Raw genomic sequence first — 15,863 nt, forward strand, 5'->3', positions numbered from 1 at the left:
AAGTTCGGGTTAGTTTTTGCACTGACCAGTCAGTTCAAAAACTACGGTTCATCAACAGGGGGAGCTGTGGGCGCAGTCGGTGTCACAGCCGAGGGTTTCGGGCTCAAGGGCCCACGCGGCTGGGCGTTCCGTGGGGTCTGGGTCGACGCGGAGCCCGGCTCGCTGATCGCCGTCGAGGGACCGTCCGGGTCCGGGCGTACGTGCCTGCTGCTCGCGCTCACCGGGCGGATGAAGGCGACGGAGGGCACGGCGGCCGTGAGCGGGGCGCGGCTGCCGAAGCACCTGGCGGCGGTGCGCCGCGTCAGTGCTCTGGCCCATGTCGCCGGGCTCACCGACCTCGACCCGGCGCTGACCGTCGGGGAGCACCTGCACGAACGGGCGTTGCTGCAGCGGCACTTCGGCGACTCCCTGCGTGGGCTGCTGCGGCCGCGGTCCGAGCGGGCGACCGAGGCGAAGCTGCGGATCGACACCGCGCTGGCGGCCGCCGGTCTCCACCTGGAGTCGCTGCCCAAGGGCTCGCGGACCGCCGTACGCGATCTGGAACGGCTGGAGGCGCTGCGGCTGTCCGTCGCGCTGGCGCTGATCGGGCGCCCGGGCCTGCTGGGGGTCGACGACATCGATCTGAAGCTGTCCGAGGCCGAACGGGCCGAGGTCTGGACGCTGTTCAGGTCCCTCGCCGACGCCGGCACGACGGTCGTGGCGGTGTGCAGCGAGGCGCCCGACGACACGGTGAAGGTCTCCACCCGGCAGTCGCAGGAGACCCAAGGGGAGATCCAAGGGGAGGAGAAGGCCGATGCGCTCGCCGAGACTGGCCACGCTTGAGCTGCGCCGCTTCGGGAGGGGGAAGCTGCCGCGCGCCGCCCTGGTCGCGCTGCTGGTGCTGCCGCTGCTGTACGGCGCCCTGTACCTGTGGTCGTTCTGGGACCCGTACGGCCGCCTGGACCGCATTCCCGTGGCGCTCGTGAACGACGACAAAGGGGCGCGCGCCGACGGGAAGAAGCTCGCGGCGGGCGACGACATCACCGAGGGGCTGCGCGAGAGCGAGGTCTTCGACTGGCACGAGGTGAGCGCCGCCGAGGCACGCGCGGGCGTGGAGGACGGCAGGTACTACCTGTCGCTGACCATGCCGGCCGACTTCAGCCGGCGGATCGCCTCCAGCTCGGGCGACTCTCCGGAGACCGGCGCGCTCCAGGTCCGTACGAACGACGCGAACAACTACATCGTCGGGCAGATCTCGCGGACGGTGTTCAGCGAGGTGCGCACGACCGCGTCCACCAAGGCGTCGCGGTCGTTCCTGGACCGGATCTTCGTCTCGTTCTCGGACATCCACGGCGAGACGGTGAAGGCCGCCGAGGGGGCCGATGACCTGGAAGGTGGCATCGGCAAGGCGGAGAAGGGTTCCCAGGACCTCGCCGACGGTCTGAAGGACGCCAGGAAGGGCAGCGGCGAGCTGTCCGAGGGGCTGACGAAGCTCGACAGCGGAGCGGGCGACCTGGAGGACGGTTCGAAGCAGGTCGCGGGGGGCACGCAGGCCCTCGCCGACAAGGTCAACGGGGTCGCGGACACGGTGGGGCCCTTCCTCGATGACAACGAGAAGACCATCGGCGACACCGCCCGGCTGGTCGCCGACTCGGCGGCGGCGATCCGCCACAACCTCGACACGCTGGTGAAGACGGCCCCGACGGCCGCCGAGGGGGCCCACGCGGCCTCCGACACGCTGGACGCCGTCTACCAGGCGCGCTGCGAGGACCCCGTGCTGCCGGACGCCGCCTGCGCCGACCTGAAGAAGGCCAGGCAGGCCGCGGCCGACGTGGCGAAGGTCGCCGACGACGTCAACACGCTCATCGCCGACCAGGACGGCGACCTGGCGAAGCTCGACGGTCACCTCGGCACGCTCCAGAAGCAGGCCCAGGCGCTCGCCGACCACGCCCCGCACCTCTCCGAGGACCTTGCCGACGCCGCGAAGAAGGTCAACGAGCTGAACACGGGCGCCGGGAAGGTCGCCGCGGGCGCCGAAAAGCTGCACTCGGGGCTCGGCACGGCCGAGACCGGCGCCACCGACCTGGACGAGGGCGTCGGCGACCTCAAGACGGGTGCCGAGGACCTGAGCGGCGGCATGTACAAGCTCGTCGACGGCTCGGGCGAGCTCTCCGACGGACTGCACGACGGCGCCGAGCAGATCCCCGACTACGACCAGCGGGACCGCGACCGGCGCACCGAGGTGATGGCGGACCCGGTCCAGCTCGTCTCCAGGGACCTGCACAAGGCGCCCAACTACGGCACCGGGTTCGCCCCGTACTTCATCCCGCTGTCCCTGTGGGTGGGCGCGATGGTGGCCTACATGCTGATCACCCCGATGAACCGGCGTGCCCTCGCCGCGGGCGCCTCCGCCTGGCGGATCGCACTGGCGGGCTGGCTCCCGGTGGTGGCGATCGGGGTGCTGCAGACGGTCGCCCTGATGTCGGTGCTGCACTGGGCGGTCGGCCTGGAGATGGCGCGGGCGGCCGGGACGGTGGGCTTCCTGTTCCTGGTGACGGCGTGCTTCGCTGCGATCGTGCAGTGGCTGAACGCGCGCTTCGGGGCGGCGGGCCGGATCCTCGTCCTGGCCCTGCTGATGCTCCAGCTGACCTCCGCGGGCGGCACGTACCCCGTGCAGACCAGTCCGGACTTCTTCAACGCGCTGCACCCCTTCCTGCCGATGAGTTACGTCGTCGAGGCCCTCAGGAGGCTCATCACCGGCGGCGGCCTGGGTCCGGTGTGGCAGGCGTGTGCCGTGCTGGCGGCCTTCACCGCGGGCGCCCTGGCGCTGACCGCCGTGTCGGCCCGCCGTCGGCAAGTCTGGACGCTCGACCGGCTGCACCCGGAGCTGACCCTGTGAGCCCCGCGGTGACACTTCCGGTGACACCTCCGGTGCCTCCTCCGATGACTCCTGGAGGGAACGCTCCTGTGACAATCAGGACCATGGAAAGCAGCAGCGCCCCGCAGGGTGTCAGCACGCGCCGCGAGGCCACCCGGCAAAAACTCTACGAGGCAGCCGTCACGCTCATCGCCGAGCAGGGCTTCTCCGCCACCACGGTGGACGAGATCGCCGAGCGGGCCGGGGTCGCCAAGGGCACCGTCTACTACAACTTCGCGAGCAAGTCCGTCCTCTTCGAGGAACTGCTGCGGCACGGCGTGCGGCTCCTCGCCGCCTCCCTTCGGGAGGCGGCCGAGCGGACGGCACGGCAGGGCGGCAGCAAGGTCGACGCCCTGGACGCGATGATCCGCGCGGGTCTCGTCTTCATCCAGGCCTACCCGTCCTTCACGCAGCTGTACGTGGCGGAGCTGTGGCGTACCAACCGGGCCTGGCAGTCCACGCTGATGGTGGTCCGGCAGGAAGCCGTCGCGGTCGTGGAGGGCGTGCTGCGCGAGGGCGTGGACAACGGCGAGTTCAGCGAAGAGATCGACATCCAACTGACCTCGGCCGCGCTGGTCGGCATGGTCCTGGTGGCCGCCCTGGACTGGCAGGCCTTCCAGCCGGAACGCTCCCTGGACGACGTGCACGCGGCGCTGTCCCGGCTGCTCCAGGGGCGGGTCAGCGGGCGCGGCTGAGCACGGCCGCCCAGCGTGGCCGGCGCGACCTCGTCACCGCGACACGGCTACCGCAGACACACGAAAGCGCCGGTCCGATGTGGCCGCGTCCCCCGCGGGCCACCTCGAACCGGCGCCTCCTGCTCCCCCGTTTCCCCCGTACTCCCCCGATTCCCCCGTCGGGCCCCCGTACGGTCGTCCCCCGGGTCCCCCCGTGCCTCGCTCCCGCCGGCATCGGCCGGCGGAAGGAGCGGATCGGGGGCGGCTCCGTTCCGGCGCCCCGTGTCGCCGGTGCCGGAGCCTTGCCCCTTCTCCGTGCCCCCACTCTCTCGTTGATGCAGGTCGCGGCCCATCCGCACGCGTACTCAACTAACCGGCTAGGTACGGATACTCAGCACTGCGCACTCAGCCCCAAGGACGCCGGGTCGCCGACTGGTCACGATCGCGGTTCCGGACCGACAGCCGGTGGCCGTGGCCGGGTTGTCAGTGGCGGCCGATAAAGTCGCAGGCATGGCACGGATTGCGGTGATCGGCGCCGGGATGGGCGCGATGGCGGCCGCTGCCCGGCTGGCCGTCGCGGGCCACCGGGTGGCGGTGTACGAGCGTACGGAGACGTACGGCGGAGCGGTGCGCCGCTTCGAGCGGGACGGCTTCTCCTTCGACACGGGCCCGGGGCTCCTGTCCCTGCCCGCGGTCTACCGCGACCTGTTCGTCAAGACCGGCAAGGAGCCGCTGGAGTCCTGCGTCGAGCTGGTCCAGGTCGACCCGTCCTCGCACCACCTCTTCGCGGACGGCACCCAGGTGTCGCTGCCGAACGCCTCGCGCGCGGGCGCCGTCGCGGCTCTGGACGAGGCGCTCGGGTCGGGCGCGGGGCAGCGCTGGGGCGACTTCCTGGTCCGGGCCCGGGAGGCCTGGGACCGGACACGCAGGCCCCTCCTGGAGGAGCCCCTGTGGCCCAACTGGTCGGTGCTGGCCGGGCGCGAGCCCTATCCGGCGGTCCCCCACAAGCGTCTGCTGCGCACCCGCCGGGCCGGCACCCTCGCCGAGATCGGCGCCTGGGAGCTGCGCGACCCCCGGCTCGCCGCCCTGCTGGACAACTACGCCCTCACGTACGGCCTGGACCCGGGCGACGCACCCGCGAGCGCGTCCGTGCTGCCGTACATGGAGCACGCCTTCGGCACCTGGTATGTGCGCGGCGGGATGCGGGAGTTGGCGCGCGCGGTGTACGAGCGGTGCCTGGCCAGGAAGGTCGAGTTCGTCTTCGGCGCCGAGGTCACCGGGGTGCTGGAGAAGGACGGCCGGGCGTCGGGCGTGGAGTTCGCGGACGGCGGGGTCGCGGAGGCGGACACGGTGGTCGGCACCGGGCCCTGGCGGCTGCGTGACCTGGTGCGGGGCCGTGCGCTGTACGACGCCAAGGCGGTCGAGCCCGGTCCCGAGGGCATGGCCGCCGGCCGGGTCGTCGTCTGCCTGGCGCTGCGCGGCGCCCGGGCGGCGGACGCCGCCCACCGCACCGTCGTGCACAGCCCGGACTCGGAGAGCGAACTGGGGTTCTTCGCGCACGGCGTGCCGCCCGAGCAGCCGACCGTGCGCATCGACCGGCCGGACGATCCGGCCCTGCGCCCCGACGACGGACACGAGGCCGTGGTGCTCACGTCGACAGTGCCGTCACAGACGCACTACGACTGGACGGCCGTCGGCGCTGCCGACGCCTTCGCCGACCGGATGGTCGCCGCCGCGGAGCGGGCGGTCCCGGGGCTGCGCGAGCGGACGCTGTGGCAGGAGGTGCGTACGCCCCTGCACACCCGTGAGGAGACGGGCGCCGAGGGCGGTGGCGTGCCCGCACCCTCCCTGGCCTCGGCCGCGGGGACCCTGCTGCACCCGTCCAACAACACGGCGATACCGGGCCTGTTCGCCGTCGGCGGCTGGGCGCACCCGGGCGGCGGTCTCCCGCACGCCGGTATGTCGGGCGCGCTGGTCGCCGGACTGGTCGTGGAGGGGCCGGAATTCCGGGGTTCTCAGTGAACGCCCGGGATCCGGGCCGCCGGCATCCGGGCCGAGGGACGGTTCAGAACCGGTACTGCTCGTCGTAGCCGTTGCCCTGCCCCTGGCCGTTGTCCTGGTAGGGGTACGGCTGCTCCGGCGGGAGTTCGCCACCGTAGGGGTCGTCGGTGCTGCGCTGCTGCGGCACCCACACCCCGCCGGCCGGCGTCTCCCCGCCGTAGGTGGCGTTGCCGTACTGGTCCTGCCCGTAGCCCTGCTGGTCGTACTGCTGCTGACCGCCGTAGGAGGCGTCGTACGAGCCGCCGCCGTAGGTCTGGGTGCCGATGTAGGGGTCGGAGTAGGCGGCGTACTGCTGCTGTCCGGACGTGTCGTAGCCGTACTGCTGCTGGTAGTAGCCGTCGTACCCGTAGGTCTGGTCGGCGCCCTGGGCGGCTGCCGCGTACTGGTCCTGGGGCTGGTCCGCGCCGGCGTACGAGGAGTCGGCGGCCGCCGCGTACCCGGAGTTGCCGTATATGCCGTAGGAACCGGTGTCGTCGGGCAGGGGCTGCGGCTCGTACACCGCGGTGCTCTCGGCGGCCGGGGGGTCGACGGGGTGCGCGGGCGTGAACACGTCGTCGCGGTCGTAGTCGTCGTGGCCGTAGGCGCCGGTGCTCTGGCCGTACTCGGCGTCGCCGCCGAAGCCGGCGTCGGCCGCTGCGAGGTCGGTGACCTCCAGGGTCGGGTCCTGGCGGTCGGCCTTGCCGCGGCGCCGCTTGGTGCCGTCGGCACCCGGGCGGCTGACCGCCCAGCCGGACGCGAAGCCGCTGCGGAAGGAGAGTGTGACGTAGGTCTGGCCGACCGCGAAGGCGGCGGCACCCAGGCCGATGACGATCACGGAGGGGATCAGGACGCCGAGCACGACGCCGAGGAAGCCGCCGAAGGCCAGCAACCGCCAGCGCAGGCGCGCCTTGTACTGCAGCAGCACCTCGCCGAGCAGCCACAGCGCGACGATGCCGAACGCGATGTAGAGGACCGTCCAGCCCATGTACGCCCCTCTCCCAGTGGCCGCTACGCAGTGTGTCGTATGTCGGTGCGACCGGTCTAGGCCTGCGGTGGGTGGTGCAGGCCCAGGTTCTCGTAGATTTCCAGCGTCGCCGTGGAGTTGTTGAGCGTGATGAAGTGCAGTCCGGGCACTCCCTCGGCCAACAGCCGGGCGCAGAACTCCGTGGCGTACTCGATGCCAATGGAGCGTACAGCGGCCGGATCGTCTTGTGCTGTGAGGATTCGCTCTTTCAAAGCGGGCGGGAAGGCCGCGTTGGTGAGGGACGGCACCCGGTCCAGGCTCTTCACACTCGCGATCGGCATGACCTCGGGAATGATCGGGGTCTCACAGCCGGCGGCCGCGACCTTGTCGCGCAGCCGCAGATAGTCCTCCGGGTGGAAGAACATCTGCGTGATCGCGTAGTCCGCGCCCGCGCGGCACTTGTCGACGAAGTGGCGGACGTCGCTGTCCCAGTCGCAGGAGCGCGGGTGCATCGCGGGGAAGGCCGCGACGCCCACACAGAAATCGCCGGACGCCTTGATGAGTTCGACCAGTTCGGCGGCGTAGGTGAGGCCCCGGGGGTGCGGCACCCAGTCGCCCATGGGGTCGCCGGGCGGGTCGCCGCGCAGGGCCAGCATGTTGCGGATTCCGGCGTCGGCGTACTGCCCGATGATGTTGCGCAGGTCGGCCACCGAGTGGTCGACCGCGGTGAGGTGGGCGATCGGGGTGAGCGTCGTGTTGGAGGCGATCGCCTCGGTCGCCTTGACCGTGCCCGCGCGGGTGGAACCGCCCGCGCCGTAGGTCACGGAGACGAAGTCGGGCGCCACGGCCTCGACCCGGCGCAGCGCGTTCCACAGGTTCCGCTCGCCCTTCGGGGTCTTCGGGGCGTAGAACTCGAAGGAGTACGTCGTTTTGCCGGTCGCGAGCATGTCACGCACGGTGCGGGCGTGGTCCGTCCTGGTGGATGCGGTGCCGAGGGCCATACCCGCAGGTTAGTCAGGGCGAGGCGGTCCCCCAACCAGAACCCGGGAATTTGCCCGATTTGTCTATTTGTTGTCCACCTTTCGGACACTAAAGCCGTGACCGGAGTCACGCCTGCCGCAGCCGCTTGGCGAACTCCGCCGCCGCCGCGCCCGGGTCGTCCGCCTCCGTGATGGCACGCACGACCACGACCCTGCGGGCACCCGCCTCCAGCACCTCGTCGAGGTTGCCGAGGTCGATGCCGCCGATGGCGAACCAGGGGCGGTCGGTGCCGAGGGACGCGGTGTACCGGACCAGGTCGAGGCCGGGGGCGTGGCGGCCGGGCTTGGTGGGGGTCGGCCAGCACGGGCCGGTGCAGAAGTAGTCCACGCCCTCCTGGTCGGCGGCCGCGGCGGCCTCGGACTCCTCGTGCGTGGAGCGGCCCATGAGCACGTCCTCGCCCAGGATCGCGCGGGCGGCGTGGACCGGGAGGTCGCCCTGTCCCAGATGCAGGACGGCGGCACCGGCGGCGTGAGCGACGTCGGCTCGGTCGTTGACCGCGAGGAGCCTGCCGTGCCGGGCGCAGGCCTCGGCGAACACCTTCAGGTGTTCCAGCTCCTGAGCCGCCTCCATGCCCTTGTCCCGCAGCTGCACGATGTCGACCCCGCCGGCCAGGACGGCGTCCAGGAACTCGGCGAGGTCACCCTGCCGCCTGCGGGCGTCCGTGCAGAGGTAGACCCTGGCGTCGGCGAGCTGGGCGCGGGCGGTGGTGTCGGGCATGCGTGGGTCCCCCGAGGTCGATGACGTACGGGCCGTGGCAGGCCGGTGCGGTCGGCCGCTGCGGGCCGCAGTGAACCGTGACCGCGGCTTGCGGACCACGGCCCGTACGTCGGGCGATGTTCAGATCAGCGTGCTCAGATCAGACGGCGAGCGCCTGGGCCCGGCGCTTCACCTCCGTGCCGCGATTCTCACTCAGTGCCTGCGCGGGGGTGCCGGGCAGGCTCGGGTCGGGGGTGAAGAGCCACTCGAGCATCTCTTCGTCGGTGAAGCCGTCGTCCCGCAGGAGCGTCAAAGTGCCGGTGAGGCCCTTGACGACCTTCTGCTCGGTCCCGTCGATGAAGGCGGCGGGGACGTGCAGCGCGCGGTTCTCACCACGGCGTACGGCGATGAGCTGGCCGTCCTTGACCAGCTGCCGCACACGCGTCACCTCGACATCGAGCATTTCCGCGATGTCGGGGAGGGTGAGCCAGGCGGGGACGAGAGCATCGATCTTTGCGTCAATCTCGGTCACGGGACAAGCCTGCCATCCCGCACTGACAGTCGGAAGCCAGGAGCGCCCGACCTGGGGTTTCGCACTACGCCATGGCCGCCTTCAAGGGCCGCGCCGGGTCGGCCAGCAGCGTGGGGTCCATGGGCGTCCCCGCCTCGATCAGCCGCCGTCCCTGCGCCAGGTCCCGGGGGCGGCCCACGGCCAGCAGGGCGACCAGGCGGCCCTCCCGCAGCCAGCAGACCGTCCAGGACGGGCCGGTCGGGTCGCCGCGCCACAGGGTGGTGTCGGCGGACGCGTGGTGGCCGGCGTACTGGACGAAGCGCCCGAACTGCTCGGACCAGAAGTACGGGACCGGGTCGTAGACGGCCGGGGGCTCGCCGGTGGCCCCGCCGAGGATGTTCGCGGCCACCGTGCGCGGGCCCTGGAGGGCGTTGTCCCAGTGGTGGACCAGCAGGCGCTCGCCATACCTTCCCGAAGGGAAGGAGGCGCAGTCGCCGACCGCGTAGACGTCCGGCGCCGAGGTGCGCAGCCGGTCGTCGGCGACGACCTCGCCGTGGCTGCCGAGCTCGATGCCGGAGCCGGCGAGCCAGGCCGTGGCGGGGCGGGCGCCGATGCCGACGACCACGGCGTCCGCGGGCAGCCGGGAGCCGTCGTCGAGCAGCACCGCGCCGGGCTCGACGCTCCGCACGCGCGCGTGGGTGCGCAAAGTGGCCCCGGCGTCGGCGTACCAGGCGGCCATGGGCGCGGCCACCTCGGCGGGCAGCGCGCCCGCGAGCGGCCGGTCGGCCGCCTCCACGACCGTCACCGCGCAGCCCGCCTCGCGGGCCGCCGTGGCGAACTCGGCGCCGATCCAGCCCGCGCCGACGACCACGATGTCGTGCTGCCGGGCGAGCACCGGGCGCAGCCGCTCGGCGTCGTCCAGGGTGCGCAGCAGATGCACGCCGGGCACGCCCTCCGCGCCCGGCAGCCGGATCGGTTCGGCGCCGGTGGCGAGGACCAGGACGTCGTACGGCACCGGCCCCTCGGCGGTGTCCAGCTCGTGCTCGGCGGGGTGGACACCCAGGACCTCGCGCCCGAGCCGCAGTTCGATGCCGAGTGCCTCGAAGTCCACGTCGAAGGCGGAGCCCTCGGCCGTGCCGAGCAGCACGGCCTTCGACAGCGGGGGCCGGTCGTACGGCTGATGGGGCTCCGCGCCGATCAGCGTCACGCTGCCGGTGAAGCCCTGTTCCCGCAGGGCGACCGCGGTCTGCACCCCGGCCATGCCTGCCCCGACGACGACAACACGCCGTGGCGTGGAGGTGCCCCGTTCCTGCGTCTGCTCGCTCACCTGATCACCATAGACAACTGACAAATCGTCAGTCAGGGGGCGTGCTCGGTGACCTGCTCCACAACGCTCGTCCCGCTGCCCGGCTGCGACTCCCACTCCCAGGTCTCCTCCAGCCGCACCCGGCCGTCGGGCAGCTCGACGGCCGTGGACACACAGTGCCCCGAGGACGTCGTCCCGTCCTCCTTGAGCTGTACGTACCGGAAGTCCAGGCGGTCGCCCTCCCGGGTCCCCACCAGGTGCCCGCGTACGACGTCCCCGCCCGCGTACTCGGCCCAGATCTCGCCGTCCTTCTCGTGGTACGCGAACCGGGTGCGGGTACCCACCTGACCTGGGGCCTGGTCGGCGACGGGGGCGAGGACGAGGCCGTCGAGCGAACGGGCCACAGGAGGAGGCTCCCTTACTGAGACATACGGCATTGGCTAGGGTGGCCAACGAAAGCACACGCGGGAGCCCGGACGCACCGGGCTGAGAGGGAGGCTGGCGGCCTCCGACCGTACGAACCTGATCCGGGTCATGCCGGCGAAGGGAGGGGCTGGACGCCCATGTCGCGTACGTCAGACACCTCACACACCTCGGACGTCCTGATCGCCGGGGGCGGGATCATCGGCCTGGTCACGGCCTGGCGGGCCGCGCAGCGCGGGTTCGATGTGGCCGTCGTGGACCCCGAACCGGGTGGCGGGGCCGCCCAGGTCGCCGCCGGAATGCTGGCCGCCGTCACGGAACTGCACTACGGCGAGCAGACCCTGCTCGGCCTGAACCTGGAGTCGGCCCGCCGCTATCCGGACTTCGCGGCCGAACTCACCGACCTCACCGGGCACGACCTCGGCTACCGCAGGTGCGGCACGCTCGCCGTCGCGCTGGACGCCGACGACCGCGCCCATCTGCGGGAACTGCACGCGCTGCAGCGGCAGTCGGGCCTGGACTCCGAGTGGCTGTCCGGGCGGGAGTGCCGGCGCCTGGAGCCCATGCTGGCGCCGGGCGTGCGCGGCGGTCTGCGGGTCGACGGGGACCACCAGATCGACCCGCGGCGGCTCGCGGCGGCGCTGGTGGCCGCGTGCGAGCGGGCCGGGGTCGCCTTCCACCGCACCTGGGCGGAGCGGCTGTCGGTCGTACGGGAGCGGGCGGCCGGTGTCGTCACGCGCGAGGGCGTCGTCCTGGGCGCCGGGCAGGTGGTGCTGGCCGCGGGCAGCCTCAGCGGGCGGCTCGCGGGCGTCCCGGACGACTTGCTGCCGCCCGTACGGCCCGTGAAGGGGCAGGTGCTGCGGCTGACCGTGCCGGAGCGGTACGCGCCCTTCCTGAGCCGGACCGTGCGGGCCGTGGTGCGCGGCAGCCAGGTCTACCTGGTGCCGCGCGAGAACGGCGAACTGGTCGTCGGCGCGACCAGCGAGGAACTGGGCTGGGACACGACGGTGACCGCGGGCGGGGTGTACGAGCTGCTGCGCGACGCGCACGAGCTGGTGCCCGGGATCACGGAGCTGCCGCTGACGGAGACGCGCGCCGGTCTGCGGCCGGGCTCCCCCGACAACGCGCCGCTGCTCGGCCCGAGCGGCCTGGACGGGCTACTGCTGGCCACCGGGCACTACCGCAACGGCGTGCTGCTCACGCCGGTCACCGGCGACTCCATGGCGCACGCCCTGACCACCGGCGAACTCCCGGACGTGGCCCGCCCGTTCACACCCAAGCGCTTCAGCACCGTCCGCACGGAGCAGCCCGCATGAAGATCCAGGTCAACGGCGAGTGGCAGGACGTCGCTCCCGGCACCGCCCTCGACACGCTCGTACGGTCCCTCACCGCGGCGCCCTCCGGAGTCGCCGCCGCCCTCAACGAAACCGTCGTCCCGCGCGCGCAGTGGTCCGCCACGTCGCTCTCCGAGGGAGACCGCGTCGAAGTCCTCACCGCCGTCCAAGGAGGCTGACCCATGGCCGACGATCCCTTTGTCATCGCAGACACGTCCTTCACCTCCCGCCTGATCATGGGCACCGGCGGGGCACCCAGCCTGGAGGTGCTGGAGCGGGCGCTGGTCACCTCCGGCACGGAGCTGACGACGGTCGCGATGCGGCGCGTCGATCCGGACGTGCACGGCTCGGTGCTCTCGGTGCTGGAGAAGCTCGGGATCCGGGTGCTGCCGAACACCGCGGGCTGTTTCACGGCCGGCGAGGCGGTCCTCACCGCCCGCCTCGCGCGCGAGGCGCTCGGGACCGACCTGGTCAAGCTCGAGGTCATCGCCGACGAGCGGACCCTGCTGCCGGATCCGATCGAGCTGCTGGACGCGGCGGAGACGCTGGTGGACGACGGGTTCACGGTGCTGCCGTACACGAACGACGATCCGGTGCTGGCGCGGAAGCTGGAGGACGTCGGGTGCGCGGCCATCATGCCGCTCGGGTCGCCGATCGGGTCGGGACTGGGCATTCGCAACCCGCACAACTTCCAGCTGATCGTGGAGCACGCGCGCGTGCCGGTGATTCTGGACGCGGGAGCCGGTACGGCGTCGGACGCGGCCTTGGCGATGGAGCTGGGGTGTGCGGGTGTGATGCTCGCCTCGGCGGTGACGCGGGCGCAGGAGCCTCAGCTGATGGCCGAGGCCATGAAGCACGCGGTGGAGGCGGGGCGACTGGCGTACCGGGCGGGGCGGATCCCGCGCAGGCACTTCGCCCAGGCGTCGTCCCCGGCAGAGGGGCTGGCCAGGCTGGATCCCGAACGGCCGGCATTCTGAACGTACGTTCGACTGAAGCGGACAGCCGGTGCGACCTCCGTCACAGCTCCGCTTCAGTCCCGCCCCGATCCGGAGCGAACCGGCGGCCGTGTCAGTCGCGGCTCGTACACTCACCTGCGTGGATACGACCCTTCAGGACCCGTTGGTCGGGCAGGTGCTCGACAGGCGATACCGCGTGGACGCGCGGATCGCCGTCGGCGGGATGGCCACGGTCTACCGGGCCGTGGACACCCGCCTGGACCGCGTGCTCGCGCTCAAGGTGATGCACCCGGCGCTCGCGGCCGACGGGACCTTCGTCGAGCGGTTCATCCGGGAGGCGAAGTCGGTCGCCCGGCTGGCCCACCCGAACGTCGTGCAGGTCTTCGACCAGGGCACCGACGGGTCGTACGTCTACCTCGCCATGGAGTACGTCGCCGGCTGCACCCTGCGCGACGTCCTGCGCGACCGCGGGGCCCTGCAGCCGCGTGCCGCCCTGGACATCCTGGAGCCGGTGCTCGCCGCGCTCGGCGCCGCGCACCGCGCCGGGTTCGTGCACCGGGACATGAAGCCGGAGAACGTGCTGATAGGGGACGACGGCCGGGTCAAGGTCGCCGACTTCGGGCTCGTACGCTCCGTGGACACCGTCACCAGCACCACGGGGGCGGTCCTCGGCACCGTCTCGTACCTCGCGCCCGAGCAGATCGAGCAGCCGGGCGCCGCCGACCCCCGCGTCGACGTGTACGCGTGCGGTGTCGTCCTCTACGAGATGCTCACCGGCGAGAGGCCGCACGACGGGGACTCCCCCGCCGTGGTGCTGTACAAACACCTGCACGAGGACGTCCCGCCGCCCTCGGCCGTCGTGCCCGGCATGGCGTACGAGCTCGACGAGCTGGTCGCCTCGGCGACCGCCCGCACCCCTGCGATCCGCCCGTACGACGCGGTCGCGCTGCTCGCCCAGGCGCGCGAGGCGCGTGCCGCGCTCAGCGTGGACCAGCTGGACGCGGTGCCGCCGCAGGCGCTCTCCTCGGACCACGAGCAGCGTGACATCGGTGCCGATCTCACGAGCGTGATCCCGCGCTCGCTGACTGTGCCGCGCCCGCTGCCGGTGAACGAGGACGAGGAAGCGGAAGGGGCCGTCTTCCACCGCACGAGCCGGCTGGAGAGCCCGCCGCCCCTTCCCCCGCGCCGCCGTACCGACCGGTCCCGTCGCCGGCTCGTCACGATCGTGGCCGCCGTGCTGCTCGCGCTCGGCCTCGGGGCGGGCGTCTGGTACATCAACTCCGGCCAGTTCACGCAGGTCCCGCCGCTGCTGGCGAAGACCGAGGCACAGGCCCGGGACCGGCTGGAGCAGTCCGGCCTCGAGGTCGGCAAGGTCGAGCACGCCTACAGCGACACCGTGAAGCGCGGCACTGTCATCAGCTCCGACCCGAAGCAGGGCACCCGGATCCGGGACAACGACTCGGTGGCCCTCACCATCTCCGACGGCCCGGAGACGGTCCGGGTGCCCGACGTGGAGGGCTACCGGCTGGACAAGGCGAGGTCCCTGCTGAAGGACGGCGGGCTGGAGCCGGGCATGGTCACCCGGGCGTTCAGCGAGGATGTCCGCAGGGGCTTCGTGATCTCCACGGACCCGGAGAAGGGCACCGAGCGGCGCGCGGGCTCGGCGATCGCGCTCACCGTCAGCAAGGGCAGCCCGATCGACGTCCCGGACGTCACCGGCGCGACTCTGGAGGACGCTCAGGCGGAGCTGGAGGAGGCAGGCCTGAAGGTGAAGATCGCCTCCCAGGAGGTCAACTCCTCCGAGTACGACAAGGGCCAGGTCGCCCGGCAGACCCCGCAGAACGGCAGCACCGCCGCCGAGGGCGACACCGTGACGCTGACGCTGTCCAAGGGCCCCGAGATGGTCGAGGTCCCGGACGTGGTCGGTGACAGCGTCGACGACGCCAAGGCGACTCTTGAGGGAGCCGGCTTCCAGGTCGACGAGGACCGCGGACTGCTCGGGCTCTTCGGCGACACCGTGAAGAGCCAGTCCGTGCAGGGCGGGGAGACGGCCCCCAAGGGATCGACCATCACCATCACGATCCGCTGACGGAAGGGGCCGGGCCGCATGACACCCTGGAAAGGTGAAGAGTCAACAGCCCGGCACCACCTCCGGCACGATGCGCAACCCCGTCGGCGGCCACGTCCCCGTGGCCGGCGGTCTGCGCTCCGTGGGCCTGTCCTACGCCCATGACCTGAAGGCCGAGACCGTTCAGGTCTTCGTCGCCAACCCGCGCGGCTGGGCCACCCCCGCCGGAAATCCGCGGCAGGACGAGGAGTTCCGCCAGGTGTGCGCGGCCGAGTCGATCCCGGCGTACGTGCATGCCCCGTACCTGATCAACTTCGGTTCGCACACCGAGGCGACCGCGGAGAAGTCGGTCGATTCGCTGCGGCATTCGCTGCGGCGCGGGCGGGACATCGGGGCGCTGGGCGTGGTCGTGCACACCGGCAGCGCGACGGGCGGGCGGGACCGGTCGGTGGCGCTGAAGCAGGTGCGGGAGTATCTGCTGCCGCTGCTCGACGAGCTCACCCACGACGACGACCCGTTCCTGCTCCTGGAGTCGACCGCCGGGCAGGGCGCCTCACTGTGCTCGCGGACCTGGGACTTCGGGCCGTACTTCGAGGCGCTGGACGCCCATCCGAAGCTGGGCGTGTGCCTGGACACCTGCCACATCTTCGCGGCCGGGCACGACCTGACCGGGCCGGCCGGCATGCACCAGACGCTGGACCTGCTGGTGGACACGGTCGGCGAGGGCCGGCTGAAGCTGATCCACGCCAACGACTCCAAGGACGTGGTCGGCGCCCACAAGGACCGGCACGAGAACATCGGCGCCGGTCACATCGGCGAGGACCCGTTCCGGGCGCTGATGACCCACCCCGCGACCGCGGGCGTACCGCTGATCATCGAGACGCCCGGCGGCAAGGAGGGGCACGCGGCGGACGTGGAGCGGCTCAAGAAGCTGCGGGACGGCTGACGGCGAGC

The 15,863-nt window shown here is 72.1% G+C and carries 15 protein-coding genes and 1 riboswitch; of the genes, 9 read left to right on the top strand and 6 right to left on the bottom strand.

The features are described from left to right. The first annotated feature begins 66 nt into the window (after positions 1-66). From QFZ76_RS14775 to QFZ76_RS14790, 4 genes are all read left to right on the top strand, one after another. Positions 67-822 carry an ATP-binding cassette domain-containing protein gene (locus QFZ76_RS14775; RefSeq protein WP_307674168.1) on the top strand — a complete coding sequence of 252 codons (756 nt, stop codon included), beginning with the start codon at positions 67-69 and terminating at the stop codon, positions 820-822. Next, on the top strand, positions 794-2,878 hold the full coding sequence (locus tag QFZ76_RS14780; RefSeq protein WP_307674169.1) for a YhgE/Pip family protein: 2,085 nt from the start codon (positions 794-796) through the stop codon (positions 2,876-2,878). Before QFZ76_RS14775 ends, QFZ76_RS14780 begins: the two co-directional genes overlap by 29 nt. Positions 2,879-2,961: 83 nt before the next feature. Continuing rightward, a complete protein-coding gene (locus QFZ76_RS14785) occupies positions 2,962-3,591 on the top strand; it encodes a TetR/AcrR family transcriptional regulator (protein WP_266440931.1) in 630 nt (209 codons plus the stop codon). 489 nt (positions 3,592-4,080) lie between these two features. Then, the gene (locus tag QFZ76_RS14790; protein ID WP_307674170.1) at positions 4,081-5,592 is read left to right on the top strand and encodes an NAD(P)/FAD-dependent oxidoreductase; all 1,512 of its coding nucleotides are present in this window, start codon (positions 4,081-4,083) and stop codon (positions 5,590-5,592) included. A 43-nt stretch (positions 5,593-5,635) separates the two neighbouring features. Here QFZ76_RS14790 and QFZ76_RS14795 read toward each other — a convergent pair whose 3' ends face one another. The 6 genes from QFZ76_RS14795 to QFZ76_RS14820 form a co-directional block, all read right to left on the bottom strand. Further along, entirely contained in the window at positions 5,636-6,595 is a 960-nt protein-coding gene (locus QFZ76_RS14795) for a hypothetical protein (RefSeq protein WP_307674171.1), read from the bottom strand. A 56-nt stretch (positions 6,596-6,651) separates the two neighbouring features. Next, on the bottom strand, positions 6,652-7,575 hold the full coding sequence (metF, locus tag QFZ76_RS14800; protein WP_307674172.1) for a methylenetetrahydrofolate reductase [NAD(P)H]: 924 nt from the start codon (positions 7,573-7,575) through the stop codon (positions 6,652-6,654). 106 nt (positions 7,576-7,681) lie between these two features. Further along, on the bottom strand, positions 7,682-8,332 hold the full coding sequence (thiE, locus tag QFZ76_RS14805) for a thiamine phosphate synthase (protein ID WP_307674173.1): 651 nt from the start codon (positions 8,330-8,332) through the stop codon (positions 7,682-7,684). A gap of 139 nt (positions 8,333-8,471) precedes the next feature. Next, a complete protein-coding gene (locus tag QFZ76_RS14810) occupies positions 8,472-8,843 on the bottom strand; it encodes an Rv2175c family DNA-binding protein (protein ID WP_307674174.1) in 372 nt (123 codons plus the stop codon). A gap of 64 nt (positions 8,844-8,907) precedes the next feature. Beyond that, the gene (locus QFZ76_RS14815) at positions 8,908-10,149 is read right to left on the bottom strand and encodes an NAD(P)/FAD-dependent oxidoreductase (protein ID WP_307674175.1); all 1,242 of its coding nucleotides are present in this window, start codon (positions 10,147-10,149) and stop codon (positions 8,908-8,910) included. A 32-nt stretch (positions 10,150-10,181) separates the two neighbouring features. Continuing rightward, the gene (locus QFZ76_RS14820; protein WP_307674176.1) at positions 10,182-10,532 is read right to left on the bottom strand and encodes a hypothetical protein; all 351 of its coding nucleotides are present in this window, start codon (positions 10,530-10,532) and stop codon (positions 10,182-10,184) included. Positions 10,533-10,582: 50 nt separating this feature from the next. After that, positions 10,583-10,694: riboswitch (TPP riboswitch) on the top strand. Between QFZ76_RS14820 and thiO the strand changes: the two genes are divergently transcribed. The 5 genes from thiO to QFZ76_RS14845 all read left to right on the top strand — a co-directional run bounded on the left by thiO (position 10,692) and on the right by QFZ76_RS14845 (position 15,855). Beyond that, positions 10,692-11,867 carry a glycine oxidase ThiO gene (gene thiO, locus QFZ76_RS14825; RefSeq protein ID WP_307674177.1) on the top strand — a complete coding sequence of 392 codons (1,176 nt, stop codon included), beginning with the start codon at positions 10,692-10,694 and terminating at the stop codon, positions 11,865-11,867. It overlaps the preceding riboswitch by 3 nt. After that, on the top strand, positions 11,864-12,064 hold the full coding sequence (gene thiS / locus QFZ76_RS14830) for a sulfur carrier protein ThiS (RefSeq protein ID WP_266440910.1): 201 nt from the start codon (positions 11,864-11,866) through the stop codon (positions 12,062-12,064). The genes thiO and thiS overlap by 4 nt, the downstream gene beginning before the upstream one ends. A 3-nt stretch (positions 12,065-12,067) precedes the next feature. After that, positions 12,068-12,862 carry a thiazole synthase gene (locus QFZ76_RS14835; protein WP_307674178.1) on the top strand — a complete coding sequence of 265 codons (795 nt, stop codon included), beginning with the start codon at positions 12,068-12,070 and terminating at the stop codon, positions 12,860-12,862. 118 nt (positions 12,863-12,980) lie between these two features. Then, positions 12,981-14,930 (top strand): Stk1 family PASTA domain-containing Ser/Thr kinase, encoded by a 1,950-nt coding sequence (pknB, locus tag QFZ76_RS14840; protein WP_307674179.1) that lies wholly within the window; start codon positions 12,981-12,983, stop codon positions 14,928-14,930. A gap of 70 nt (positions 14,931-15,000) precedes the next feature. After that, complete coding sequence (locus QFZ76_RS14845; protein WP_307680015.1) at positions 15,001-15,855, top strand: deoxyribonuclease IV; 855 nt, start codon at positions 15,001-15,003, stop codon at positions 15,853-15,855. Positions 15,856-15,863: the final 8 nt, after the last annotated feature.

The organism is Streptomyces sp. V4I2 (assembly GCF_030817655.1).
GTDB classification, from domain to species: Bacteria; Actinomycetota; Actinomycetes; order Streptomycetales; family Streptomycetaceae; genus Streptomyces; species Streptomyces plumbiresistens.

Coding starts and splice junctions, on each gene's coding strand:
- QFZ76_RS14780 (WP_307674169.1), top strand. CDS start 794: ATGCGCTCGCCGAGACTGGCCACGCTTGAGCTGCGCCGCTTCGGGAGG.
- thiE (WP_307674173.1), bottom strand. CDS start 8,332: ATGCCCGACACCACCGCCCGCGCCCAGCTCGCCGACGCCAGGGTCTAC.
- thiS (WP_266440910.1), top strand. CDS start 11,864: ATGAAGATCCAGGTCAACGGCGAGTGGCAGGACGTCGCTCCCGGCACC.
- QFZ76_RS14795 (WP_307674171.1), bottom strand. CDS start 6,595: ATGGGCTGGACGGTCCTCTACATCGCGTTCGGCATCGTCGCGCTGTGG.
- QFZ76_RS14790 (WP_307674170.1), top strand. CDS start 4,081: ATGGCACGGATTGCGGTGATCGGCGCCGGGATGGGCGCGATGGCGGCC.
- QFZ76_RS14785 (WP_266440931.1), top strand. CDS start 2,962: ATGGAAAGCAGCAGCGCCCCGCAGGGTGTCAGCACGCGCCGCGAGGCC.
- metF (WP_307674172.1), bottom strand. CDS start 7,575: ATGGCCCTCGGCACCGCATCCACCAGGACGGACCACGCCCGCACCGTG.
- QFZ76_RS14835 (WP_307674178.1), top strand. CDS start 12,068: ATGGCCGACGATCCCTTTGTCATCGCAGACACGTCCTTCACCTCCCGC.
- QFZ76_RS14845 (WP_307680015.1), top strand. CDS start 15,001: ATGCGCAACCCCGTCGGCGGCCACGTCCCCGTGGCCGGCGGTCTGCGC.
- thiO (WP_307674177.1), top strand. CDS start 10,692: ATGTCGCGTACGTCAGACACCTCACACACCTCGGACGTCCTGATCGCC.